The organism is Pseudoalteromonas sp. MIP2626 (genome assembly GCF_013414205.1).
Classification (GTDB): Bacteria; Pseudomonadota; Gammaproteobacteria; order Enterobacterales; family Alteromonadaceae; genus Pseudoalteromonas; species Pseudoalteromonas nigrifaciens.
This window is the reverse complement of the sequence record NZ_JAATTW010000001.1, coordinates 49,503-75,847: the sequence shown is the minus strand read 5'-3', so window position 1 is coordinate 75,847 and position 26,345 is coordinate 49,503. Positions and strand designations below refer to the sequence as shown.

Annotated in this window: 21 protein-coding genes and 1 tRNA gene; 15 read left to right on the top strand and 7 right to left on the bottom strand. The window is 39.4% G+C overall.

Annotated elements, in window-relative coordinates; translation table 11 throughout:
• Positions 1–207 precede the first annotated feature (207 nt).
• The 8 genes from rpmI to HC000_RS00295 all read left to right on the top strand — a co-directional run bounded on the left by rpmI (position 208) and on the right by HC000_RS00295 (position 7,852).
• Positions 208–408 carry a 50S ribosomal protein L35 gene (rpmI, locus tag HC000_RS00330; RefSeq protein WP_004587840.1) on the top strand — a complete coding sequence of 67 codons (201 nt, stop codon included), beginning with the start codon at positions 208–210 and terminating at the stop codon, positions 406–408.
• A 15-nt stretch (positions 409–423) separates the two neighbouring features.
• The gene (gene rplT / locus HC000_RS00325) at positions 424–786 is read left to right on the top strand and encodes a 50S ribosomal protein L20 (protein ID WP_011328079.1); all 363 of its coding nucleotides are present in this window, start codon (positions 424–426) and stop codon (positions 784–786) included.
• A 273-nt stretch (positions 787–1,059) separates the two neighbouring features.
• A complete protein-coding gene (locus HC000_RS00320; RefSeq protein ID WP_179806593.1) occupies positions 1,060–2,877 on the top strand; it encodes a M14 family metallopeptidase in 1,818 nt (605 codons plus the stop codon).
• 1 nt (position 2,878) lies between these two features.
• Positions 2,879–3,520 carry an MBL fold metallo-hydrolase gene (locus HC000_RS00315; protein ID WP_011328081.1) on the top strand — a complete coding sequence of 214 codons (642 nt, stop codon included), beginning with the start codon at positions 2,879–2,881 and terminating at the stop codon, positions 3,518–3,520.
• 94 nt (positions 3,521–3,614) lie between these two features.
• Positions 3,615–4,073 carry an Lrp/AsnC family transcriptional regulator gene (locus tag HC000_RS00310; protein WP_011328082.1) on the top strand — a complete coding sequence of 153 codons (459 nt, stop codon included), beginning with the start codon at positions 3,615–3,617 and terminating at the stop codon, positions 4,071–4,073.
• Positions 4,074–4,205: 132 nt separating this feature from the next.
• A complete protein-coding gene (locus tag HC000_RS00305) occupies positions 4,206–5,762 on the top strand; it encodes a SulP family inorganic anion transporter (protein ID WP_179806592.1) in 1,557 nt (518 codons plus the stop codon).
• Between the two features lie 195 nt (positions 5,763–5,957).
• The gene (locus tag HC000_RS00300; RefSeq protein ID WP_011328084.1) at positions 5,958–7,028 is read left to right on the top strand and encodes a histidine kinase; all 1,071 of its coding nucleotides are present in this window, start codon (positions 5,958–5,960) and stop codon (positions 7,026–7,028) included.
• Complete coding sequence (locus HC000_RS00295; protein ID WP_089368227.1) at positions 7,028–7,852, top strand: LytTR family DNA-binding domain-containing protein; 825 nt, start codon at positions 7,028–7,030, stop codon at positions 7,850–7,852. Before HC000_RS00300 ends, HC000_RS00295 begins: the two co-directional genes overlap by 1 nt.
• 81 nt (positions 7,853–7,933) lie before the next feature.
• Here the strand turns inward: HC000_RS00295 and pyk are convergent, their stop codons facing one another.
• Complete coding sequence (gene pyk, locus HC000_RS00290) at positions 7,934–9,370, bottom strand: pyruvate kinase (RefSeq protein WP_011328086.1); 1,437 nt, start codon at positions 9,368–9,370, stop codon at positions 7,934–7,936.
• Between the two features lie 337 nt (positions 9,371–9,707).
• Between pyk and gndA the strand changes: the two genes are divergently transcribed.
• On the top strand, positions 9,708–11,081 hold the full coding sequence (gene gndA, locus HC000_RS00285; protein WP_011328087.1) for an NADP-dependent phosphogluconate dehydrogenase: 1,374 nt from the start codon (positions 9,708–9,710) through the stop codon (positions 11,079–11,081).
• Between the two features lie 258 nt (positions 11,082–11,339).
• On the opposite strand, the gene ansA is transcribed toward gndA, so the two are convergent.
• Together ansA and sppA are read right to left on the bottom strand one after the other, a co-directional pair.
• A complete protein-coding gene (gene ansA, locus HC000_RS00280) occupies positions 11,340–12,350 on the bottom strand; it encodes an asparaginase (RefSeq protein WP_011328088.1) in 1,011 nt (336 codons plus the stop codon).
• Between the two features lie 72 nt (positions 12,351–12,422).
• Positions 12,423–14,288 (bottom strand): signal peptide peptidase SppA, encoded by a 1,866-nt coding sequence (sppA, locus tag HC000_RS00275; protein ID WP_011328089.1) that lies wholly within the window; start codon positions 14,286–14,288, stop codon positions 12,423–12,425.
• Between the two features lie 316 nt (positions 14,289–14,604).
• On the opposite strand from sppA, the gene HC000_RS00270 reads away from it, so the two are divergent.
• The 6 genes from HC000_RS00270 to HC000_RS00245 all read left to right on the top strand — a co-directional run bounded on the left by HC000_RS00270 (position 14,605) and on the right by HC000_RS00245 (position 19,414).
• Positions 14,605–16,566 (top strand): NADPH-dependent 2,4-dienoyl-CoA reductase, encoded by a 1,962-nt coding sequence (locus HC000_RS00270; RefSeq protein ID WP_179806591.1) that lies wholly within the window; start codon positions 14,605–14,607, stop codon positions 16,564–16,566.
• Between the two features lie 225 nt (positions 16,567–16,791).
• Positions 16,792–17,340 carry an NAD(P)H nitroreductase gene (locus HC000_RS00265; RefSeq protein WP_179806590.1) on the top strand — a complete coding sequence of 183 codons (549 nt, stop codon included), beginning with the start codon at positions 16,792–16,794 and terminating at the stop codon, positions 17,338–17,340.
• Between the two features lie 324 nt (positions 17,341–17,664).
• Positions 17,665–18,042, top strand: coding sequence for a hypothetical protein (locus HC000_RS00260; RefSeq protein ID WP_179806589.1), 378 nt, complete (start codon positions 17,665–17,667; stop codon positions 18,040–18,042).
• Between the two features lie 154 nt (positions 18,043–18,196).
• A tRNA-Ser gene (locus tag HC000_RS00255) sits at positions 18,197–18,287 on the top strand.
• 50 nt (positions 18,288–18,337) lie between these two features.
• Positions 18,338–18,724, top strand: a complete 387-nt coding sequence (locus HC000_RS00250; protein ID WP_179806588.1) for a hypothetical protein — start codon at positions 18,338–18,340, stop codon at positions 18,722–18,724.
• Positions 18,725–18,793: 69 nt separating this feature from the next.
• Positions 18,794–19,414: an FKBP-type peptidyl-prolyl cis-trans isomerase gene (locus HC000_RS00245; RefSeq protein ID WP_011328094.1), complete on the top strand. Its 621-nt coding sequence runs from the start codon at positions 18,794–18,796 to the stop codon at positions 19,412–19,414.
• 232 nt (positions 19,415–19,646) lie between these two features.
• Here the strand turns inward: HC000_RS00245 and HC000_RS00240 are convergent, their stop codons facing one another.
• From HC000_RS00240 to nrdA, 4 genes are all read right to left on the bottom strand, one after another.
• Positions 19,647–22,013 (bottom strand): TonB-dependent receptor, encoded by a 2,367-nt coding sequence (locus tag HC000_RS00240; RefSeq protein WP_179806587.1) that lies wholly within the window; start codon positions 22,011–22,013, stop codon positions 19,647–19,649.
• Between the two features lie 273 nt (positions 22,014–22,286).
• Positions 22,287–22,556 carry a class I ribonucleotide reductase maintenance protein YfaE gene (gene yfaE / locus HC000_RS00235; protein ID WP_011328096.1) on the bottom strand — a complete coding sequence of 90 codons (270 nt, stop codon included), beginning with the start codon at positions 22,554–22,556 and terminating at the stop codon, positions 22,287–22,289.
• The gene (nrdB, locus tag HC000_RS00230; protein WP_011328097.1) at positions 22,556–23,686 is read right to left on the bottom strand and encodes a class Ia ribonucleoside-diphosphate reductase subunit beta; all 1,131 of its coding nucleotides are present in this window, start codon (positions 23,684–23,686) and stop codon (positions 22,556–22,558) included. The genes yfaE and nrdB overlap by 1 nt, the downstream gene beginning before the upstream one ends.
• Positions 23,687–23,753: 67 nt before the next feature.
• Entirely contained in the window at positions 23,754–26,036 is a 2,283-nt protein-coding gene (nrdA, locus tag HC000_RS00225) for a class 1a ribonucleoside-diphosphate reductase subunit alpha (protein WP_011328098.1), read from the bottom strand.
• Between the last annotated feature and the right edge of the window lie 309 nt (positions 26,037–26,345).

Below are 26,345 nucleotides of genomic sequence, written 5' to 3'. Positions count from 1 at the left end.
AAGCGATAATACGCACCGAAAATAGCTCAGGTCTGCAAGTAATATGTAAATATTCACCTGAGTTAACCGGTTTTAAAGTAAGATTGCAGCATTTATGCTGAGTTTTCACCGGAACATGGCAGTAAGTTAGGCCTGAAAGTGGAGCTATAGCAATATATCTCACGCCTGCTTACTAATTTAAATGCAATACAATTTGGAGTTATTGCAATGGCTTATAAGCTAAAAAGTCACAGAGGCGCAGCTAAGCGTTTCAAAAAGACTGCTTCTGGCGGTTTCAAGCGTAAACAAGCGCATCTTCGTCATATTCTGACTAAGAAAACTTCTAAGCGTAAGTTACACCTACGTCCTAAGATGATGGTTCATAAAAATGACCATGGTCTAGTTTCACGTATGTTACCGTTCGCTTAATAGGGGTTTTTAGAAATGGCAAGAGTTAAACGCGGCGTTGTCGCACGTGCACGTCACAAAAAAGTTTTAAAACAAGCAAAAGGTTATTACGGAGCACGTTCACGTGTTTACCGTGTAGCTTTCCAGGCTGTTACTAAAGCGGGTCAATACGCTTACCGTGACCGTCGTGCGAAGAAACGTACTTTCCGTCAATTATGGATTGCACGTATCAATGCTGCTTCACGTCAAAATGGTCTGTCTTACAGCCGTTTTATCAGTGGTCTTAAAAAGACATCTGTAGAAATCGATCGTAAGATCCTTGCAGATATCGCTGTTTATGACCAAGTTGCATTCGCAGCGCTTGTTGAAAAAGCAAAAGAAGGCCTAGCGGCCGCTTAAGCTTTTTTATATAAGTATTAAAAAGGAGCCTATGGCTCCTTTTTTTGTGTTCGGCGTATAGTAATTATTCCGCAGTTTGCTTTTATCATTAGTATAAACTGCATAGTATATTGAATTTTAGTAAATTTATTGTTCCCCTTAATAATTCGCTAAACACAAACAAAGTGCTAAATGTTATTGGCTGCTTTTTTTTGTTGAATCACCGCACTTTCATCATATAAAAATGTTTAATTGATATAATTTATTTAATTAAGGCGTTTGTTAGAGAATTTTATGTTTGCAAGTTTATTGGTTTTATCAGCTAGTGTGGCGTATGACAGCCATTTACCTCCTTTGTTGCCATGGCAAGGGCAAAGTATATCCCTAATGCAAAAAGCAGGTCCGCTGACTACTGACTTTGAACTATCCTCTGGTGAAGCATCACCAAGTTATGCCGAGACGATGGCTTTTGTAGACAGACTGGTTGCTGCGAACCCAACGCAATTTAAAGCTCAAACAATTGGTTACAGCAATAGCCAACGGGCTATAAAAATGTTGATTGCCAGCGAGCAAGGGTATTTTCAAGCCAGTCAAATAGCAAACGATACTAAACCAACCATTTTTGTTCAAGCCGGTATTCATGGCGGAGAAATTGACGGTAAAGATGCCATGTTTATGTTGCTCAGAGATATAGCAACAGGTAAGCGCCGCGATATATTAAAAAACGTTAATATTTTATTTATTCCTATTTTAAACGTAGATGGCCACGAGCGCAGTAGTGCATTTAACCGTATTAATCAGCGCGGTCCGGTAAAAATGGGCTTTAGAACCAATGGCAATAATCTAAATTTAAATCGTGATTTTACTAAACTCGATACACCAGAAATTAAAAGTGTTTTAAAAGTAATTAACGACTACAACCCTAATTTGTATATTGATGTACATGTAACCGACGGTGCAGATTATCAATACGATGTAACCTATGGCTACAATCCGGTGTTTGCTAGCGAGTCGCCGGCGGTATCAGATACACTCAATCAACTTTTTAAACCTTTAATAGATGAAAAGCTGGTATCGCAAGGACATATACCAGGACCACTGGTATTTGTTATGGACAAGCGCGAGTTTAAAAGTGGCCTAGCGGGTTGGGTGGCTACGCCAAGATACTCTAACGGCTGGGGAGACTTAAAGTCATTACCGACCATTCTCGTTGAAAACCATTCATTAAAACCCTATAAACAACGAGTTTTGGGGACGTATGTGTTTTTAGATGGCGCAATAAGTGCGCTTGCTGAGCATAGTAATGAATTATTAGCTGCGGTAAAAAAAGAGCTAGCATTTATTCCTAAGCAACTTAGTGTTAAGCGCGGCTATGCTGAGCAAGCAAACGAAATAGAATTTAAAGGCATAAGTTACGCGCGAGAACAAAATGCACTTTCTGGACAAGTAGAAGTTAAATATTTAGGTAATAAGCAAGACTACACTAATCTTCCTATTTATTGGCAAAAAGAGGTGCTGCATACAGTTGACGTACCTAAAGCATTCTTTATTCCGCCAGTGTATAGCGACCTTGTAGCAAAACTTAAATTGCATGGTGTGGAGCTTACTCAGCTTGAGGGGGTAAATACTCAACCATTAAAAGTAGCGAAAGTAAAAGATTACACTTTTGATAAAGCCCCCTTTGAAGGGCGATTTAGAGTCTCGGCAAACTTTGATTATGTTGCTGCAATTAATGTTGATTTAAATGGCTGGTATCAAGTGAACACGCAGCAAAAAGCAGGCGAGTTGGCGGTGCATTTATTACACCCCGAAGCGCCTGACTCATTTTTTGCGTGGGGCGAATTTAATACTATTTTTCAGCGTACTGAGTACATGGAAAACTATGCATTAATTCCTTATGCCCGCCAAATGCTCAAAAATAATCCTAAATTAGCGCTCGCGTTCGATAAAAAGATTAATGACGATAAGGTATTTGCCAAAGATGCCGATGCGCGCTTAAATTGGTTATATGAGCAGAGCCCATTTTACGATCAAGCTTATTTAAAATATCCAATATTAATGTCTTTTGAAGAAGACATTGTACTTGCTGAGCAAAAAGATAAAGAAATTTAAGATGCATATAATTACAATACCCGTTACTGCTTTTGCACAAAACTGTCGCATTATTGCATGCTCGCAAAGCAAACAAGCTGTGGTAGTAGACCCAGGTGGCGATTACAACAAAATTGTGGCGGCATTAAAACAGCACGATTTAACGTTAACAGCAATTTGGTTAACGCATGGCCATTTAGATCATGTTGGTGCGGCTGATGCCTTGCGTAATACCTATAGCGTAAAAATAATTGGCCCACATAAGGATGAGCACTTTTGGTTTGAAAATTTACCAATGCAAGCACAAATGTTTGGTTTTGCAGCGGTTACTGCTTTTTATCCAGATGAGTGGCTAGCACACGACGATATAATACGCGTTGGGGAGTTGAGCTTTATCGTAAGGCATTGCCCTGGGCATACTCCTGGTCATGTGGTGTTTTATCAGCCACAACAGCAGTGTGTTATTGTGGGTGATGTAATATTTAAAGGCTCAGTAGGGCGCACGGATTTCCCCAAAGGGGATGCTCAGCAGTTAATTACCTCAATTAAAACGCAAATAATGACGCTCCCCGATAATACCCGCATACTTGCAGGGCATGGCAGCGATACGAACGTAGGCTACGAAAAACAGAACAATCCTTTTATAAGTGGGCAGTTTGGTTAATGCTGAGTAAATAATTTTTTTGCCAAAAACAAGCAGACTGTTTTTTAAAACACATGTATAATTTAGCCAGTTTATCTGATAAATAAGAAATAAAATGTCTCTAAATCACGTAGATCGCCAAATTTTGGCACTTTTGCAGCAAGATGCTAGTTTATCAACCGCTGAAATAGCAGATAAAGTAGGTTTGTCGCAATCTCCTTGTTGGCGCCGTATTGCTAAGCTAGAGCAAGATGGTTACATAAAAAGTAAAGTTGCACTTTTAGATGAGAAAAAGCTGGGCTTTGATATGCTGGTTTATGCTCACGTGCGTTTATCGAACCATGGAAAAAAGAATCTTGCTGAATTTGAAAAACTAATATTGAGTTACGATCAAGTAACGGAATGTTACACTATGGCAGGCACCATGGACTTTATGCTGCGTATTATTTCACAAGGTATTGAGGGCTATGAGCACTTTGTACGTGATAACTTGCTTAGCTTAGAGTACGTTCAAGAAGTACATTCTAATGTGACCATGACTTGCGTTAAACGCAGTACCGCTCTACCTCTGTAACCAAATATCTATTAACGCTAAGTACTTATTGCTTAGCGTTAATGCCCTACTGACAATTGTTAACTGGGCGCTAATTTGATAGAATTCAGCGCTTTTTTTGTTACCCGTCTATGAAAACACTTGAGGAACTCAATGTTTAACTTACTCAGCAAAGCGCCAAGCTCTGCTAAAAACGATATCCTATCTGGATTAACCGTGGCATTAGCCTTGGTCCCAGAAGCTGTTGCGTTTGCCTTTGTTGCAAATGTAGAACCTTTAGTTGGACTCTATGCCGCGTTTATCGTTGGTTTAATTACGGCTATTTTCGGTGGTCGCCCTGGCATGATTTCTGGCGCAACCGGTGCCTTAGCTGTTGTTATGGTAAGTTTAGTATTTGATCATGGGGTTGAATATTTATTTGCCACTGTGCTGCTAATGGGCATACTGCAAATACTGGCTGGAGTTTTTAAGCTCGGAAAGTTTATTCGTATGGTGCCGCATCCGGTAATGCTTGGCTTTGTGAACGGCTTAGCCATCGTTATATTCTTAGCTCAGTTGGGGCAGTTTAAAGTTCCCGATGGCATGGGCGGTCAGCAATGGATGACAGGGAATCCTCTGTATATTATGTTGGGGTTAGTGGCACTAACCATGGCTATTATTCATTTTTTACCTAAATTAACTACAGCAATCCCATCGTCATTAGTTGCGATAGTAACGGTTACAGCCATTGTAATTGGCTTTGATTTAGAAGCGCACACTGTACTTGATTTCCTAAAAGGGATGACAGGCGATGAAGCGGTAACGATTGCTGGCGGTTTACCAGAATTTCATATTCCAATGGTGCCATTTACTCTAGATACTTTTATTATTATTTTTCCTTATGCACTTATTTTAGCAGCGATTGGTTTAATTGAATCTTTATTAACGCTGAGCCTAATTGACGAAATTACAGAAACGCGTGGGCATAGTAACAAAGAGTGTATAGGCCAAGGCGCTGCAAATATTACCTGTGGCATGTTTGGTGCTATGGGCGGTTGTGCCATGATAGGTCAGTCAATGATCAATATTAACTCAGGTGGGCGTTCGCGTTTATCGGGCATTAGTGCTGCGCTAATATTACTTGCGTTTATTATTTTTGCCTCAGGTTTAATTGAAATGATCCCACTGGCTGCTTTGGTTGGTGTGATGTTTATGGTGGTGTTGGGTACTTTTGAATGGGCAAGCTTTAAAATGATGAAGCGTGTACCACTGTCTGATGCATTTGTAATTGTATTAGTGTCGGGTGTTACCGTTATTACCGACTTAGCCATTGCAGTGTGTGTGGGTGTGATTGTATCGGCATTGGTATTTGCTTGGCAGCATGCAAAGCATATATACACAACCAACTATATTGATGAACAAGGTGCTAAAGTATATGAATTACATGGACCGCTGTTTTTTGGTTCGGTTAAAAACTTTGTTGAATTATTTGATGTAAAGAACGACCCTAACGATATTATTATTGAATTTAAATATAGTCGTGTGGCCGATCACAGTGCCATTGAGGCAATTGACAGCTTAGCTGATAAATATAAAAAAGCAGGCAAAAAATTACACCTACGACACTTAAGTAAAGACTGTACGCAACTGCTGCATAAAGCACGCGATTTAGTTCAAGTTAATGTAATTGAAGACCCAACCTATAAAGTGGTATCTGATAAGCTTGCTTAATTTAAATTAAGCAATAATTTAGTAAATAAATACGTTAAAAGCGAAAGGTTTATTCCTTTCGCTTTTTTATGCGTAACAATAGATACGATCAATACCTGTTTGCGGCAAGGCTCTTAAAAAGCAAGATGGTTGGTAGTGCTAAGCGTTTACATAACTCGATATAATAGTGACAAATACACAGGGTAATAATTTATTTTGAATTGGCAATCTTTGATTGATAACAGACAGCGTTTTTTTTGGCTCTTGCAAGTAGCAGGCTGGATTGGTTACGCCTTGGTAAATTATATCGGCTCTAAAGTATTTGAAATGCGCGATATTTACGTATTTGTTATTTTATTAAATGCCTACGCAGGCTGTTTAATGACAGTGCCGCTGCGCTATATTTACCGAAAAATTTGGCATGCTTCACCTTGGGTATTAATGCTGGTTGTATTTAGCGCGTCCTATATTACGGGCACTTTATGGGCTGTGGTACAAAAATTTAATTTATGGGAAATATACCGCCATGGCTATCGGCCAGAAGAATGGTTTTACTACCTGCAGCAAGGCTTAGATTCGGTATACATAATTTTATGTTGGAGTGGTTTATACTTTGGCGTTAAGTATTACCAGCTATTACAAAGTGAGCGTCAAAAAGCACTAAAAGCCACTACCATGGCGCACGAAGCTCAATTAAAAATGCTTAGGTATCAGTTAAATCCGCACTTTTTATTTAATACCCTCAATGCTATTTCTACATTAATTTTGGTAAAAGAGAACAAAGATGCTAATTTAATGGTGTCAAAATTAAGCGACTTTTTACGTTATACACTTAATACAGATCCAATTAAAAAAGTGCCGCTAGAGCAAGAGTTACATGCCTTAATGCTTTATTTAGAAATAGAGCGAGTGCGGTTTGATGAACGCTTAAAAGTAAATATAGAAATTAGTGAGCAAGCAAAGCAGGCATTAGTGCCGAGCTTGATTTTACAACCTATTATAGAAAATGCGATTAAGTATGCAATTGCACACTTAGTAGAGGGCGGTGTAATAGATATTAAGGCGCAAGTGTTTGCTAATGAATTATTACTTGAAGTAGGTGATAATGGACCAGGAACAGAACTAATTAATGGTCAGTTGGTAAATGCTCAAGGTGTAGGCGTTGCAAATACCAAGGATAGATTAAAAACGCTCTACGAAAATAATTATTCGTTTGTATTATCGCATAATACGCCAAGTGGATTAAAAGTTAATCTGCGAGTACCGTTTGAGAAGGCAGTAAAGTAATGATAAAAATAAAAACACTTATAGTTGATGATGAGCCGTTAGCACGTAGAGGCTTAGCTGTAAGGCTTGAAGAGTTTGCTGACATTGAAGTGATCAAACAATGTAGTTCCGGTGCCGATGCGATTGAAATATGTAAAAATCAAAAAATAGATCTCATTTTTTTAGATATTCAAATGCCTGGTATGAACGGTTTTGAAGTTGCACGCGCGTTAAGCGAAAGTACACGAGTATTACCAGCTATTGTTTTTGTTACTGCTTTTGATCAGTTTGCAGTTAAAGCATTTGAAATACATGCTTTAGATTACATTTTAAAACCCGTTGATGACAACAGACTTAAGCAGGCGGTAGAAAAAGTGCATACTTATTTAAAAACGCAGCAAGACAACGCCCATAAGAAAAAACTAGCAAGCTTTGTCGCTGGGATCACAGGTAATAATTGCGAAGAAATACTTAAAAAATTAGCCACAGGCGACACATTAACGGATAGACGTTACCCAGAGTCGCTTGCCGTAAAAGAGCAGGGCGAAATAATTCGTGTGCCAGTTGTTACTATTCAATGGGTTGATGCTGCGGGTGATTATATGTGCCTACATTGCCAAGATGGGCAAACGCATATATTACGTAAAACCATGAAAGAGCTTGAACAAGAGCTTGATCCGCAGTTGTTTGTACGCGTGCATCGCAGTGCAATTGTAAATACTAAACAAATCAGTAAATTGGTCACTCAAGTAAGTGGTGAATATTTATTAGTACTTGAAAACGGTCAAGAGCTTAAAGTAAGCCGTAGCTACCGCGATAAAGTAAAAGCAGCATTAGCGAGTTAATATTTCAGTTAGTGATTGCAGAGTAGATACAAAAAAAGCGAGCTTAGCTCGCTTTTTGTATTTAAGTTACTGTATTAAATATTAGCTTACAGTAACAATTTTCATGGTGTTAGTTGCGCCCACAGTTTCCATAGAGTCGCCGTGAGTAATAATAACTGTATCACCAGACTCTAAAGCACCTTGTTCAACAAGTGTTGCAAGTGCCGCTTTAACCATGCCGTCTTTTTCAGTTTTAGTAGAATCAAAAAATACTGGATAAACACCACGGTATAGCGCAGTTTGTCCTAGTGTACTGGCATGGCGAGATAACGAGTAAATAGGTAAACCTGAGCTAATACGCGACATTAACTTAGCCGTACTACCTGATTCAGTTAAGGTAACAATTGCTTTTACTGAATCTAAGTGGTTTGCTGCATACATAGCCGAAAGGGCGATAGATTCTGCATTACTTGAAAAACGACTGTCTAAACGATGTTTAGAAACATGCGTTTCTTTTTGCGACTCAGCACCTAAACAAACTCGCGCCATAGTTGCAACGGTTTCTTCAGGATAATCCCCCGCGGCTGTTTCAGCCGAAAGCATTACGGCATCAGTACCATCAAGCACTGCGTTGGCAACATCCATTACTTCAGCACGTGTTGGCATTGGATTGTCGATCATCGACTCCATCATTTGCGTCGCAGTAATAACGGTACGGTTTAATGAGCGCGCACGGCGAATAATGAGTTTTTGCTTGCCCATTAGCGCGGCATCACCAATTTCAACACCTAAATCACCGCGGGCAACCATCACCGCATCAGACGCAAGAATAATATCATCAACGGCTTCTTGTGTTTCAACGGCTTCTGCACGTTCAATTTTTGCCAATAACTGCGCTTTTGAACCTGCGGCTTCAGCCAGTGAGCGTACGTAGCGCATATCATCGCCACTGCGTGGGAATGAAACGGCTATATAGTCAACGTCAATTTCTGCAGCTGTAAGTAGGTCTTCTTTGTCTTTTTCTGTAAATGCCGGCGCAGTTAAGCCGCCGCCTAAACGGTTAATCCCTTTATTGTTAGATAAAACACCGCCAACAGTTACAGTACAATGTACTAAGTGGCCAACAACTTCGTTAACGCGTAGCTGAATAAGGCCATCGTTTAACAGCAGTAAATCATTAGCGCTTACATCGTTAGGTAGTTCTTTGTAATCTATACCAACAGCGTTAATATCGCCTTCGCCTAACTCCATTTTTGCATCAAGGGTAAATTTGGCACCAACAGCAAGGGTTACTTTACCTTCTTTAAAGGTAGAAACACGAATTTTAGGGCCTTGTAAGTCAGCAAGAATAGCAATATGTTTACCTAAGCGTTTAGCAATTTCGCGTACCGCTTGGGCGCGGTCTTTATGATCTTGTGCCACACCGTGCGAGAAGTTTAAACGTACGACATTTGCACCTGCGCAAATAATTTTTTCTAAGTTGTTATCTCTATCAGTAGCAGGCCCTAGTGTCGCGACTATTTTTGTGCGTCTTAGCATTTAATTCTCCTGTATGCTTAATTTTAAGCAGATTGACGGTTATTTTGTTTTATAAAGCAGTTACCATTAGCAGGTAAAGTTTTAGTTATGGGCAATTTTTATTGTATTGCCACTATTATATACAAAATGAATGTGCGATCATTATGACACCGGTGTCAGGGGGCGTCAATGATCTATAAATTTTTAATCTAGCGACTATTTCTCCCCCTGAGTCCGCTGTTGTTTGATATAATTACATTGTGATAAAAGTATATTTTTTTGCTCATGATATAATACACGTGCCAAAGTATTTATTTAAATTAACTAACCAATTAGTTGTTACCGAGGAGGGCACTAAATGCAAGTTGCATTAGTAGGGTTAGGCGTTATGGGGAAAAACCTTGCCCTAAACTTAATTGAAAAGGGCATAACGCTGGTCGCTTATGACAAAAACCCCCATGCGGGTGAAGAGTTATTGAGCTGCGCTAAGTCAGAAGGTTTAGCTGATAAGCTGCACATTGTTTCTGATTTAGGAGACATGGTTAGACGTTTAGAAGCACCGCGTTCTATTTTGTTGCTTGTTCCTGCGGGCGAGTTGGTTGATGCTGTATGCAGTGAGCTAATAGAAGCAGGCGTACAGTGCAGCGATATTATAGTTGACTGTGGTAACAGTAATTATAAAGACGGTATTAACCGCAAGCTTAAATACCAAAATAAATTTGAGTTTGCCACTATGGGGATTTCAGGCGGCGCAGAAGGTGCTCGTCATGGTCCTGCAATGATGGCAAGCGGATCTGAAGGTGGTTGGGAGCGTGTCGAGCCATGGTTTACAAAGGTTGCTGCAAGTTATAAGGGTGAATCATGTTTCGCTCGTGTGGGCCAATCAGCCAGTGGTCACTTTGTAAAAATGGTTCATAACGGCATTGAATATGCGCTAATGCAACTTATTGCTGAAGTGTATCAATTGCTGCGTCATGGCACTGGGCGTTCACCTAAAGAAGTAGCAGAAATTTTTGACGAATGGTCGCAAGAGCATTTAAACAGCTACTTATTGTCTATTTCTAGCCACATATTGTCACTTGAAAATCAAAATAATGTACCACTTGTGGACTTAATTGATAATAAAGTGGGTGCTAAAGGCACAGGTTTATGGACTGCGCAAAATGCATTAGAGCTTGGTATTGCAGTACCGTCTTTAGTAGCTGCAGTGCAAGCACGTCATTTAACGAATGTTTATGACACAACTGCTGCACAAGAGATGACTTACGCCGATAGAGCAACCACTAAAGTTGAAATTGACTTAGTTGAGCTTAAAGATGCATTTACCTTAGCGAGCTTACTTGCTTATCGCCAAGGTTTGGCTTTAATTAAAGGCGCGTCGCGTACGCATCAGTGGAAAGTAGATTTGTCTAAAACACTGCAAACATGGCGTGCGGGTTGTATTATTCGTGCTGATTATTTAGATAGTGTTGCACAAGGCGTTGAATTTATTGACACCCTTGATAAAGAAGTATTTGCACTGCGTAAAATAACAGGCCAAGCAATGATGACAGGCTTAGCGTTTCCGGTGCTTAGCTCATCGCAAACTTACTTTGCTACATTAACCACTCCAAGTAATGGGCATTTAGTACAAGCCCAGCGTGATTACTTTGGTGAGCATGGGGTTAAAACCCATACAGGTGAAGTGTGTCATTTAACAGACCTAGTTGAGATTGACGCGAAAGTACGTTAATCAACCTGATCTGCGGATAAAAAACTTATCTCAAGTAGCTATTTTCAGCGCTAACTGCGTTGAATTTACTTGCACTAGGCCAGCGATTGACGCGTAAATTCGTCTTGTTTTCACTGAAAACCTCTGGCTAGAGAAAATAAAATATAATTATGATTCAATACGTTAGTAAATCTCTTAACCAGAGTTCAGGTTAATTATTAAAACGACAAAAAAAGCACGCTAAATTTAGCGTGCTTTTTTAATTTTAAGCCCGCTAAATTAACGGGTTAACTCACCGCGTAAATTGTCTTGCATTAAGTGGCGAATTGTCTCTACTTCAAGGTTTTGACTTAATAAGTAATGCAGCTTAGTTAAGCAAGCCTCTAATGTCATATCGTAACCACTGATCACACCTATATTAAGGAGCGCGTTACCCGTTGCATAGCCGCCCATATTTACATGACCTTTTATGCATTGGGTTAAATTTATAATAATAACGCCGCGCTTGCTGGCTTGCTCTAAAATAGTTAAAAATTCAGGATCTTGTGGTGCATTGCCTACGCCAAAACTTAATAATACCAATGCTTTAATGCTACCGTTTACTAAGCTTTTCACAACCTCGGTACTAATACCCGGATATAAATGCAGCACACCAATAGGCTGCGTTGTAATGGGGGTTACTTGTAAATCGTTTTCAACATAGGGGCTTAATTGGCCTTTTATAAGTTGAATATTAATACCTGAAAGCGCTAAAGGCTCAAGGTTTGGTGAGGCAAATGCATCAAATCCATCGGCATGGGCTTTAGTGGCTCGATTACCACGAAACAACTGATTATTAAAAAATAAGCTTACTTCAGCAATAGGGTAGTTTGCTGCTAAGTACATAGCATTGAGTAAATTCACTTGCCCGTCTGAGCGCAATTGCGACAAGGGAATTTGTGAGCCGGTAACGATTACAGGCTTAGTTAAGTTTTCAAACATAAAAGATAAGGCGGCGGCGGTATACGCCATAGTGTCGGTGCCGTGGAGGACAACAAAGCCATCATAGTCTTGATATTTGTTTTTTATATCATCTGCTATTAACTGCCAGTGAGCAGGCGTCATATCAGAGGAATCAATTAAAGGGCAATACTCGTGAATATCAAAAAGTGGCATTTCTTCACGGTTAAATTCTGCATTATTGACCACAGTCTGAGTTAAGAACCCTTCAGCCGGAATATAGCCGCGACTCGATTTTTTCATCCCAATTGTACCGCCAGTGTAAGCGATGTAAATGCGTTTACGTTTCATAAAAAAAGCCCAGTAAAATAACTGGGCTTAGTATAACTTTAAATACAACTGCTTATAAAGGCAGATGCACTTTTATTGTGCGACAGAGCAAGCTAAACAGCGCGCATAAACACCTTGTGGATCGTTATAATCTTTAAGGTTATCTATTTCACTACTTAAACGCTTAACCACACTTTGTAAGTTAGCTTGCGTTGCAAGAACCGAGGTTGTTGCGTTGTTACTGCCAAGCATAGATTTAACCGACGCATTACCTAAAATATCTTGAATCATTTTTTGTTGCGGGCTCAAGCTTTGTTTAATCGTTTTAACATCGTAATGATTTAGTTTAGCAAGTGCTGCTGCCGCTTTAATTGCGTCTTGCTTATCACCTAGTTTATCGATTAAGCCTAGCTCTTGTGCTTTTGCTGCGATCCATACACGGCCTTGCGCAATATTATCAACTTGCTCAGGTGTCATGTTACGTGCATCTGCAACCACATCTAAAAAGCGTCCGTAGGCCTCCTCAACACTCATTTGAATTACTTGCGCCATTTTGTCATCAAGCGGGCGAGTAATAGAAAACCCAGCCATGTCGGTTGTTGCCACGCCATCCGAGTAAACACCAAGGTTAGATAAGGTGTTTTCAAAGGTCATAAAGGTGCCAAATACGCCAATAGAGCCGGTAATTGTGCTTGGCGCAGCCCAAATTTCATTCGCTGCTGAAGCAATCCAATAACCGCCAGAAGCTGCAACAGAGCTCATTGAAGCAATAACAGGTTTACCTGCTGCTTTAAGTGCTAACACCTCAGCGCGAATAACTTCAGAGGCAAACATACTGCCGCCACCCGAATCAATGCGCAGTACTACGGCTTTAACTTTGTCATCTAAACGTGCATTACGCAGTAGTGCAGCTGTAGAGTCGCCGCCAATTTCGCCGGCTTTGCGCTCACCATCTACAATTGTACCTCTAGCAACAACTACCGCGACTTTTTCTGTCATTGGGTTATCAAATACAACAGGGGGCTTAACTAGGCTTAAATATTGACGAAATGAAACTTGTTTAAAAGTTTTGCCTTTTTCATCAGCGCCAACTAAATCAATTAACTGTTGGCGAACTTGTTGATTGGTTTTTAATGTATCGACCCATTGATTATCTAGCGCATATTGACCCGCGTCGCCATTTGCAGCTGTCATTTTTGCTAAAAATACATCCATGGTTTCGTCAAAGTTTGATTCATCAAAAGGACGTACTGCAGCAACATCTTGTTTGTATTCATTCCAAAGTGCTGTTAACCATACGCGGTTAGCTTCTTTAGCTGCATCCGACATGTCATTGCGAATAAACGGCTCAACTGCCGATTTAAACGTACCAACACGGAATATATGCTGCGTTACTTTTAACTTTTCAAGTGCTTCTTTAAAGTACAGTGGGTACATACCAAAGCCTTCAATTGCTACACTGCCATAAGGGTGCATAGCGACTTCATCTGCATGTGCTGCAATGTAGTATTGAGCTTGAGTGTAGTAATAACCAGAGGCAATAACCTTTTTACCCGTTTGTTTAAATGCTTCAAGTGCCTTGGTAATTTGTTTTAATTTATTTAAATGCGCTTTTGGCATTTCTTGTAAATCTAACAGTATTACGCTGATGCGGTCGTCTTTTGCGGCTTCGTTAATAACCTCAACTATATCATCGAGTAAAATTTCACCCGGTGATTCAGCGTTTGAAGTAGCATCACTAATTGCTGCTTCAATAGGATCTATATAGGTTTTTTCTTCAACAATAGGGCCGTTAAGGTTTAGTCTAAGTACTGAACCATTTTCTACAATTATTTTATCGCCGTCACTTGAAAGAGACACAATAAAAACAATAACCAGTAATAAAAATAAAATGTTGAGTATTAAACGACGAGAAAAATTTATCCCAGTCCAAATACCTTTAAATACTTTTGCAATCAAAATAGATCCTTAATTTGGTACAACTAATACATTACAAGCATCTTAGCTCAGAATATAAATAAATTTAACTGCTAAATCGTAACGAAGTATTTATAAAGCTAATTATGCCACTGTTGCTATTCACATTTTTATCAATATAAACTTCAGTTGCACTTTTTGAAATTAAAAAAGTAGGCTTGTAATAGCCGAAAAATGGGTATTGTTAGCCTAATGTGCAACAGTTTATTAAAATACTAAGTTCAGATATTGCTTATTGGTCGGTATTAAAGCAGAATTGATCAATGCACACAGGTTAGACCAGTTAATGGGGCACAGGATGTTAGAACAACAATTACAATTAAAACACACACAATTACGTAACCGCTTAGTAATGGGCTCAATGCACACCGGTCTTGAAGAAGGTTGGCATAACCGCAAACGCCTACGTGCTTTTTACGAAGCACGTGCTAAAGGTGGTACTGCCATGTTAATTACCGGGGGCTATAGCCCAAATTTACGCGGTAAATTAACGCCTATTTCGTCATCCTTTAATAGCTATTATGATGTTTTTAAACATCGTGCTTACACCAATGCAGTACACAAGCATGGTGGTAAAATATGTTTGCAACTACTTCATGCCGGGCGTTATGCGTATCACCCTTTTAATCAAGCTCCGAGCGCAATTAAAGCACCTATAAGTCCTTATAAGCCAAAGGCAATGTCGTTAAGCTCAATTAAAAAAACTATTAAAGACTTTGCACATTCAGCCTACATGGCTGAAAAAGCAGGCTACGATGGCGTAGAAGTAATGGGCTCTGAAGGGTATTTAATTAATGAGTTTATGGCACCGCATACGAATAAACGAGATGATGAGTTTGGTGGCAGTTTAGAAAATAGAATGCGTTTAGCCGTTGAAATAGTTAAAGCGGTTAGGGCTAAGGTATCGGAGCAGTTTTTAATTATTTTTAGACTGTCGGTAATGGATTTAATTCCTAATGGTTCTACCCCTGAAGAAGTAACTATTCAAGCGCTTGAACTTGAAAAAGCGGGTGTTGATATTTTTAATACAGGAATAGGGTGGCACGAAGCGCGAGTTCCTACAATTGCAAGTATGGTTCCGCCTGGGGCGTTTAAAGAAGCATCAAAACGCTTAAAAGATGTAATTAAAGTACCCGTTATCGCGGTAAACCGTATTAACACCCCAGAAATAGCTAACGAAATACTAAACGCAGGCGATGCCGACTTAATTTCGATGGCGCGGCCATTACTGGCTGATCCGGAGTTTTTTAATAAATATAATAATCAGTTATCAAAGCATATTAATATTTGTATAGGGTGTAACCAAGGGTGTCTGGATCACGTATTTAAAGGCAAACGTGCTACTTGTTTAGTTAACCCACAAGCAGCTTTTGAACTCGACTACCCACTAGAAAAAACGACTAAAGCTAAAAAGGTATTAGTAGTTGGTGCAGGGCCTGCGGGTTTATCATCAAGTTGTTATTTGGCAGAAAAAGGCCATACGGTAACGCTGATTGATCAAAAAATGCAAATGGGTGGGCAATTCAATTTAGCCATGCAAATACCTGGGAAAGAAGACTTTAATCATACCTTAGCGTATTACACTAATGAGCTTGAACGTTTAAACGTAACGGTTGAGTTAGGTAAAGCATACGACGACAGCATGCTTGCACACTATGATGACATAGTATTTGCCACAGGGGTAAGGCCGCGTGAGGCAAGTATTGAATGCAGTGATGGTAAACGCGTATTTGCCTACGATGAAGTTATTCGTGGTGAAGTAGAGTTAGGTAAGTCAATTGCTATATTAGGGGCCGGTGGAATCGGGTTTGATATGGTGGCTTTTTTAAGCGAGCAAAAGTCGCAAAGTATTAGTGACTTTAAAAGCCAGTGGGGTATTGAGTGCGAACCTAAACCCCATAAAGATGATCGCCAACTGTATATGCTAAAACGCAGTGCAGGTCGCTTTGGTAGTGATTTGGGTAAAACAACAGGCTGGATCCATCGCCAAGTAGCTAAGCAACATAGCGTTAAACAAATTGCTGATTGTCAGTATCATAGTTTTGATAAAAATGGTTTAACCATTACAGTTGCAGGAGATAAGCAAGTATTAGCAGTAGATACTGTGATTGCCTGTATTGGTCAGGTTTCTAATAATGAAGTATTGGCAAAGCAAAGCGACAACGCCAAAGTGCATGTTATTGGGGGCGCTAAGCTTGCCACTGCAATTGATGCTAAACGTGCTATTTATGAAGCGCTGCAAATTGCCAGAGAAATATAACATTTTGGCTTAGCCAATAGGCTAGGCTAGTCTAACTTGTTATAACCAATTGGCTACTGCATACTATACCCCGCTATTTAGGCGGGGTATAAGTTTATCCCGCCTGTTAATATACAGCTTAGGCTGTTTATCTATTATTCTCGCTAAAATAAGCACTGATATTACAGCGCTTTATTTTTCTATGTTAAATCAATGCTATGCTAGCTTTTATTTTGAGAGATGGTTATGAACGCGATTGAATTATTATTGACCCGTCAATCTGACGCCAAATTAACAGAGCCAGGCCCAAATGAAGAACAACTCGCGGTGATCCAGCAAGCTGCGCTACGTGTTCCCGACCATGGTTGTATTGCACCTTGGCAATTTATTGTTGTACAAGGCGATGCGCGCCATAAATTAGGCGACATTTTTCAGCAAAGTGCAATTGCAGAGCAACAAGCCGAAAAAATGATTGAGCGCACAAAAGAGCACCCGTTGCGCGCGCCTATGATTATTATTGCTATAGCAAAGTATCAAGAACATCCAAAAGTCCCGCGAATTGAGCAAATACAAAGCGCAGGGTGTAGCGTATTTGCTATGCAACAAGCGGCTTTTGCACAAGGGCTTAGTGGTATTTGGCGAACTGGTTTTTTTGCGCAAAGCCCTGCAGTTAAACAGGCATTAAAATTAAATGAGCAAGACGAAATAGTGGGCTATTTGTATTTAGGCACGCCGGCTGTTGAGTGTAAAAAGTCGCCTCGTCATAAAACTGTTGATTTTTTCAGCTACTTATAAAATAAGATGAACTTTTTGCCCTACTTATACTCATACACCATTAACGCTTGTATGTTAGAGTGGATGTGTAAGTAACCAGAACTCTTGATAATAAATCTATTTCTAGCAGCTATTTTCAACGCTAGAGAAAATAAGTTTAAATATCATTATTATTAAATGTGTTAGTAAATACCTTAACCAGAGTTCAGGTTAAGTAGTTTAGCTGTGAGAAGTGCTAGGATGCGTAATCTATAAAACTCCTTCTGCAGTTTGTTTTTTAATCGATTGTTTTTTGATAAAGTATGGAAAGTCTTAATAAAAACAAAGATAAAGAAGACGAAATTAATGGGAAATTTATTTTTACGTGAAAAAGAAAGTTGGCTAGCTTGGTCTTTTTGGGGTGCTATAGGCGCTTTTATAACTCTTTATGTTGCAATGAGTACCAGTAAAGCACATTTTATTGTTGCCTCAGCAATGGCTGTATTAGTTATTTTAACCTGGTGGATGCAACAATCTAAACGCTATGACTTTGGTCGTGCATTTAAAATATGTTGTTATGTGTTATTGCTCACCGTATTGCCTGCATTTTTGGTTGTAGTAGTGCCTAGTGATGATTTAAATCGATTTGATTTAATATTTCAAAGTGCAACATTTTTAACTTTAAGTTTATTTGTGTGTTTGCTTTGCTCTTGGATTGCACGCAGGCCAAAGCAATATTATTAAAGTAAACATCTTTGTTAAATTTAGTTGTCGCTAAATTAATAATCATTGGTATTTAAATACATTGCTTTAATTATAAGCATAAAATTATTTTTAACTATTTTATGCTTATAATCCTTTACAAACTTGGCATTTACCCCTATTATTCGCGCCGTGCGGAGAGATGGCAGAGTGGTCGAATGCACCGGTCTTGAAAACCGGCATGGGTTTATAGCCCATCTAGGGTTCAAATCCCTATCTCTCCACCATTATTTAAAAAAACCGCCTTATTGGCGGTTTTTTGCTTTGTGGAACTTGTATGTCAAAATCAACTAACCTTTCAACCTCACAGCAATTAATTAAACACGTTTTATTATGGGTTGTGTTTGCTTATTGTTATCAAAGTGCAATAAGTTTATTAGTCAAAATGGCACTTGATGCTCAACCAAATAATCCCGTTATAACTGCTTTTGTTTATGCCCTCGGTTTTAATATTTTAGTGGCTCATTTAATTACTAAGTACGATAAGTTTTGGCCGGTTATTGGCTCAGTATTTATAGGTTTAGTTGGGCTTGTGGTAATTCCATTTTTATTATTTGGTACTAGTGGATTACTCACTTTAGCGCTACTTGTTGGAATTTTATGCAGTTTACCAGTGAGTACCTATATTGTTGGCCTAATTAAAGTAAAACACAGCAAAAACTAGCCCCAAAGCGGGTTTATTTTGTGATAGCATAGTCGCGTCTTTTAACTAACAAAACGTGAAAAACACATTATGTCAGATAATTTTACTACAGATGCTGAAAAAGCAAGTTACGGTATTGGCTTACAAATGGGTGAGCAACTTAAGTCTAATCCTTTTGAAGGCTTAAACCTAAATTCAGTGTTTGAAGGCATGAAAGATGCGTACGCAGGTAGCGCTTTTCAAGTTGAGATCCCTGAGATCCAAGCTGCTTTTGAAAAAATCAATGAAGAAATTCAAGCTCGTCGCGAGCAAGAATCACAAGTACTTGCTGCTGAAGGCATTGCATTTTTAGAAGAAAATGCAAAACGTCCTGAAATCACAGTAACTGAGTCAGGTCTTCAATACGAAGTAATTACTACAGGTGAAGGCGATAAGCCAACAGCTGAGTCTACAGTACGTGTTGATTACCACGGTACATTAATTAATGGTACTGTTTTTGATAGCTCATACGAGCGCGGTCAACCTGCTGAATTCCCAGTAGGTGGCGTGATCAAAGGTTGGACTGAAGCATTACAAATGATGCCAGCGGGTACTAAATGGCGTCTTTACGTTCCTCATGACCTTGCTTATGGTGAACGTGGTGCCGGTGCTGCAATCGCACCTTACTCAACACTAGTATTTGATGTTGAGCTACACGAAATTATTGCTTAAGTATTCTTAAGCAATAAATAAAAAACCGCATTCATTAAATTGAATGCGGTTTTTTTGTGTCTTACAGTATATTTAACTTTTTCTATTGCTCATTTACGCTCATTCACTTCTCTTTTTAAAAAGTATTTAAAGTAAAATATGTATAAAGAGGATGAAAAACACTGCACTTTAGCAAGCAATAAGCCCCAGCATGGCTAGAGCTTATTAACGATTAGGGAGTTAAAGTATATTGTTAAAAGTAGCCGCGAATACCAAAGCGGAAGTTTCTACCTGGTAATGGTGCGGTGTCTTTAATAAATGAGCTATGTACAAAACCAAGCTCATCAGTAATATTATCAACGTTGATATACAGTTGTGTATCAAGGTTACCTAAATCTAGCTGATAGTTAGCTTGTGCATCAAATAAAGTATAACCATCGGTTTTAGTCTCGTAGGCGGTAATATCGGTTTGTGAAAAATAATGGGTACCGGTTAATGCGAATTGCCAATTACCTAAGTTGTATTGCAACTCAGAGCCTAATTTATTAGCAGGGATACGAGGTAAGTTTTCATCGTCTTGCTTTAGTTTTGCTCGCGTAGAGTCACCAAATACTTTAACCAAGGTGCTTGCGTTAACTTTATAATGCGCATCAAACTCTAAGCCATACAGCTCGGCGTCTTTACTGGTAAACTGATACACCGCCACACCATGGTCGTGGCCGTTATCAGCCGCTTCTAAACCATGTTCTTCATCAAATACTAAGCCAGTATTTTCTTGAAAGTAAAAGTTTTTAATATCATTATAAAAAAAGTTTACAGAGTAACCAAAGTCACCGCTAAAGCGTCTAAAACCTAAATCAATATTGGTTGAGGTTTCTTGTTTGATATTCTCGGGTTCAAAATGCGCTTCACCGTCTTCAATATGATAGCCTAGGCCAAGCTCATAGGTACCAGTTGCAATGTGTAAGCCATTAGATAATAGCTCTGCAGAGAGCGGGGCACGTTCTGAGTGTGAAAGACTCATTGCCATACTATATCCAGGGGTATATTGCCAAATAGCACCCATTGAAGCGCTAAGGTTAGTAAAGCTTTTAGTGTAGTCAAGTACTTCAGCATTGCTTGTTTGCGTGTCATCATGGCTATGCTGATGCGTTGCTATTTGGCTTTTTATTTTATAGTCTTCAACTCGCGCACCTAACTCAATAGTTACATCACCAAACTCACGTTCTTCTAATAAATATAAAGCATTAGTGGTCGTTACACTGGCTGGCGTAAATGCTTCTTCGCCGTTGGCATCATAATCAGAATCACTGTAGTGATAACCCACCATGCCGTGCCAATCAGCTAATTTATGTTCTATGTTTAAGCGTGCTTCAGTGGTTTTGTTTTTAAATGTAGTGCCTATTTCACCATTTTCAATTTCACTGTGTAAGTAATCTGTATAGCCTAAGCGCAAATTAATGGTTTCAATCCAATTATTATGTAGCGCATAGCTTAATAGACCTTGCCAGCGATCTTGCTCTAACTGGGCAAAAACAGGTGTTTCTTCATGTGCTTCATCACTATGGGCATCGCCGTCGGCTGCATGATCGTGTTCATGTCCGTGATCATGCTCATGACCTGGAATACCATAATCCGTTTTTATTTTACCGTAAGAAAACCCAACCGTTAAATGCTCACCTACGTAGCTAGTACCAAAGTTAACGGTTTCACTGTCGATAAAGGTGTTTTCTACAGAATCTTTACTTTCAACATCACCATCTTCGTGAAGCTGGTTAAATCGTGGTGTTTGATAGTCATCGCCGCTGCGTTTAGTGCCATCAAAATGAAAGTTAAAATTATTATAACCCGTCTCTAACTTTGCAGCGTAGGTATTCGCGTTGGATACCGAATCGTGACTGTATTCTACTGCACCGGTTAATTCATCTATATTGCTCGTAGGAATACGGTTATCAACTACGTTTACCACACCACCAATAGCACCAGAGCCATACAGTAGGGTACTTGGGCCACGTAGTACTTCTATTTGTTCAGCAGCTAAGCTGTCGCTAGAAGTAGCATGATCAGGGCCAATACGCGATGCATCACTGCTGTCTAAGCCATTTTGCATAATTTTAACCCGAGGGCCATCTAAGCCACGAATAATTGGGCTTGATGAAACAGGGCCAAAATAACTCGCGTTAACTCCCGGTAAGCCTTTTAGGGTTTCGCCAAGCGTTGGCTTTGACTTGTTTCTTAGCTCATCACCAGAGAGTACATTTACCGGAGAAATCATTTCTAAGCTACTTTTGTGCAAGGCCGATGCAAACACAACTACAGTTTCAATAGAGGTTGGCTTTAAAGCAATTGCAATATTGTTTGATGACTCGGTTACCGTAATGCGTGAATCGCTATAGTTATCTTTGCTAATATGCAGCTGGCCGCTCGCATCAAGCTCAATGGCAAACTCGCCAAGCTTGTTAGTTTTAACGCTTTGAGATTTACCGTGTACATGAATAGTGGCGTTTTCAATAGGTTGATTTTTTTCATCTGTTACTTTGCCATTAACAGTAGCAGCAAGTGCAGAGTGAGAGCATAAAACAGAAAAAATTGCAGAAGAAATTAATGTTAGCTTAGTCATGAGTCTTTAAGTTCGTGGTTGTTATGTTGTGATATAATATAACACTACAAAAGCGACGGTTCAATGATGTTATAGTATAACCTTATCGATTTTAGTAATTAATTAGCAGGGAAATCTGCAAGGCTTTGATTGTTAACAATTTATAAAGGTTAATTAATTTGGTTTATGAATATGTTTTTTATAAAGGGCTAAAAAGTACTTTTAAACTAAGTGGTTTAAAAGTACTTAAAACTGATTAGAGAGTGATTTTTAGACTGTTTGGTTTAAATGAAGTTAAAGTTTAATATGTATGTCGCCATTAGGTTTGCAGCAGCACAACAGTATTTCGCCGTCGCGTACAAACGCTAGAGGCTCTTCATTATAATCAACTTTACCCGACACTAAAGTCGCTCTGCAGGCACCGCAATAGCCTTCGCGGCATTGAAAGGCCACTTCTATCTGTTGAGATTCTAGGCAGTGTAAAACAGAAGGGCAGCCAGTGCTAAATTCTATGCACTGGCTGTTATCTGCAAGCGTAATGCTTGCAGTAGGTCGATCAGTCATTATAAATCAAAGTCACCAAATTCAGAGGCATCAACTTGCGAGTCTATTTGACCAACAAGGTAGGAGCTAATTTCAGCTTCTTGTGGTGCTACTTGCACGTTATCTGACACCAACCAAGAGTTTATCCATGGGATAGGATTACTGTTGTTTTTAAACTGTGCAGGAAAACCAATGGCTGTCATTCGAGCGTTGGTAATGTATTCAACGTACTGACATAAAATGTGTTTATTTAAGCCAATCATTGAGCCATCTTTGAATAAGTACTCGGCCCATTCTTTTTCTTGCTCTGCAGCGTCCACAAACATTTTAATTGCTTCGTCGCGGCACTGCGCGGCAACAATCGCCATTTCTGGATCGTCTTTACCGTCTTGCATAATATTTAAAATATGCTGAGTGCCAGATAAATGTAGCGCTTCATCGCGGGCAATAAGCTTGATTATTTTAGCGTTACCTTCCATCAATTCACGCTCAGCAAACGCAAACGAGCAGGCAAAGCTGACATAAAAACGAATCGCTTCTAAAATATTTACCGACATCATTGCCAGGTAAAGTTTCTTTTTCAGCTCAAATAAATTAACAACAACAGATTTACCGTTAATCTCGTGTTTGCCTTCACCGTATAAATTGTAAAGCGACACTGAGTTAATTAAATCATCGTAGTATTTTGTTACCGCATCGGCACGTTCACTAATTTTATCATTGCTAACTATGTCATCAAAAATAAGTTCAGGTGCTTGGGTAACATTACGAATAATATGCGTGTACGAGCGGCTATGAATCGTTTCACTAAACGCCCACGTTTCTATCCATGTTTCTAACTCTGGTAGCGATACAATAGGCAGTAGGGCCACGTTTGGTGAACGCCCTTGTACGCTATCAAGCAATGTTTGATATTTTAAGTTACTTAAAAATATATGCTTTTCATGATCAGGTAATGCTTGAAAGTCTAAGCGGTCTTTGCTTACGTCTACTTCTTCTGGGCGCCAAAAAAACGAAAGCTGCTTTTCAATTAGTTTTTCAAAAATAGGGTATTTTTGTTGATCATAACGAGATACGTTAACGGTTTGGCCAAAAAACATTGGCTCTTCCATTTGGTTATTATGTTTACGACTAAAGGTAGTATAAGACATGTTTATCACTCAAAAAACTATCAGAATAAAGCGGGCTTAGTGCCCGCTTAAAATAAAAACTCAAAAATTAAATTTTACACGCGCCGCCTGCGCAATCATCATCTTCAAGATCCGGTGTATCTTCTTGTGCATCAGATGCACCATCGCGGGTATTGTGATAGTACAAGGTTTTAACACCCAGTTTGTAGGCGCTAAGCAAATCTTTTAATAAGACTTTCATCGGTACGCGACCGCCTTCAAACTTACCAGGATCATAATTTGTATTGGCCGAAATAGACTGGTCAATAAATTTTTGCATTATACCCACAAGTTGTAAGTAACCATCGTTTGAAGGAATATCCCACAGTAACTCGTAGTTATCTTTTAAACGTTCATATTCAGGTACAACTTGCTTTAAAATACCGTCTTTACTTGCTTTAACGCTAATATGACCACGTGGTGGCTCAATACCGTTTGTTGCGTTAGAAATTTGCGACGATGTTTCTGATGGCATTAGCGCACTTACTGTTGAGTTACGCATACCGTGCTCTTTAATGCTGGCACGTAATGCATCCCAATCAAGGTGTAGTGGCTCATCACAAATTTTGTCAAGATCTCGCTTGTACGTATCTGTTGGCATTATACCTTGAGAGTAGGTTGTTTCGTTAAACTTAGGACATGCACCACGCTCTTTAGCAAGCTCGTTTGATGCTTTCATTAAGTAGTATTGAATCGCTTCAAATGTTTTGTGCGTTAGTGCATTTGCGCTGCCATCTGAATAACGCTTACCGTTTTTAGCTAGGTAGTATGCGTAGTTAATTACGCCTATTCCTAGAGTACGACGACCCATAGTGGCATTTTTTGCAGCCGGTACTGGGTAGTCTTGAAAATCAAGTAAGTTATCTAAAGCGCGTACAGCAAGCTCAGCCAATTCTTCAAGTTCATCTAGTGACTCAATAGCCCCTAAGTTAAATGCAGAGAGTGTACATAGCGCAATTTCGCCTTCTTCGTCGTTTACGTTATCCAACGGCTTAGTTGGTAATGCAATTTCTAAACATAAATTAGATTGGCGAATAGGTGCCACTTTAGCAATGAACGGGCTGTGCGTATTACAGTGGTCAACGTTTTGTAAGTAAATACGACCGGTACTTGCACGTTCTTGCGCAAACATTGAGAACAGTTCAATAGCTTTAATGCGTTTTTTACGAATTGATTCGTCTTGTTCGTATTTTACATAAAGCGCGTCAAACTCGTCTTGGTCTTCAAAAAATGCATCGTAAAGGCCTGGCACATCAGAGGGGCTAAACAAGGTAATGTAGTCGTCTTTAATTAAACGCGAGTACATTAGTTTATTAAACTGTACGCCGTAATCTAAATGACGCACGCGGTTGTCATCAACCCCGCGGTTATTTTTAAGTACTAACAGGTTTTCTACTTCTAAATGCCAAAGCGGGTAGAACAAGGTTGCTGCGCCGCCACGTACACCGCCTTGCGAACAGCTTTTAACCGCTGTTTGAAAGTGCTTATAAAAAGGAATACAACCCGTATGGTACGCTTCGCCATTGCGAATATGGCTACCCAGTGCACGAATGCGACCTGCGTTAATGCCAATGCCGGCACGTTGCGATACGTATTTAACAATTGCAGACGAGGTGGCGTTAATTGAATCAAGGCTGTCGCCACACTCTATTAATACACACGAGCTAAACTGGCGTGTTGGCGTACGAACACCTGCCATAATTGGCGTAGGCAGTGAAATTTTAAACAATGAAATCGCATCGTAAAAACGTTTTATATACGCAATACGTGTATCGCGAGGGTAGTCAGCAAATAAGCTAGCAGCGACTAAAATATATAAAAACTGCGCGCTTTCATAAATCTCACCGGTTACACGGTTTTGAACTAAGTATTTACCTTCAAGCTGTTTAACCGCAGCATAACTAAAGTTAAGGTCACGGCTGTGATCTAGGTATTCGTCTAATTCGTCAAGCTCTTGCTCGGTGTAATCTACCAGTAGGTGAGCGTCGTAGCGTTTGTCGCCAACCATTTTTGTTACATGATCAAATAAACGTGGTGGCTCAAATTGGCCATACGCTTTTTTACGTAAATGGAATACAGCTAAACGTGCTGACAAATACTGATAATCAGGAGATTCTTTTGAAATCTGATCGGCTGCAGCTTTAATGATGGTTTCGTGAATATCTTTAGTACGAATACCGTCGTAAAATTGAATGTGTGATTTTAATTCAACTTGCGAAACCGAAACGTTATTTAACCCTTCGGCGGCCCATTCAATAACGCGATGGATCTTGTCAAGATCAAGTGGCTCTTTACGGCCGTCACGTTTGCTTACAGATAACTGTTGGTTCATAGTTTTGCCTGTATTCCTTGGAAATTAAGTATTTTGACCAATGATTAATACTCCAAAATAACAGAGTATCTATTCATTTATTATTGTTTACACCAATTCAGGCGATTTTATTGAATAACATTTAGCCACAATATCTGGTGTTGTTCAAATTAGAGATCACAAGATAGTGTGGTCCGCGTTGTTTTGCAAGGGACAGAATTGCCCCTAATTGTGGATAACGTCGGGATAACACATTTGTGTTAGTAAGCATTAACCTTCGAACATTCGGTTAAGTTGAAATTTACAAAAATCAACTAAGGATCTACTAAA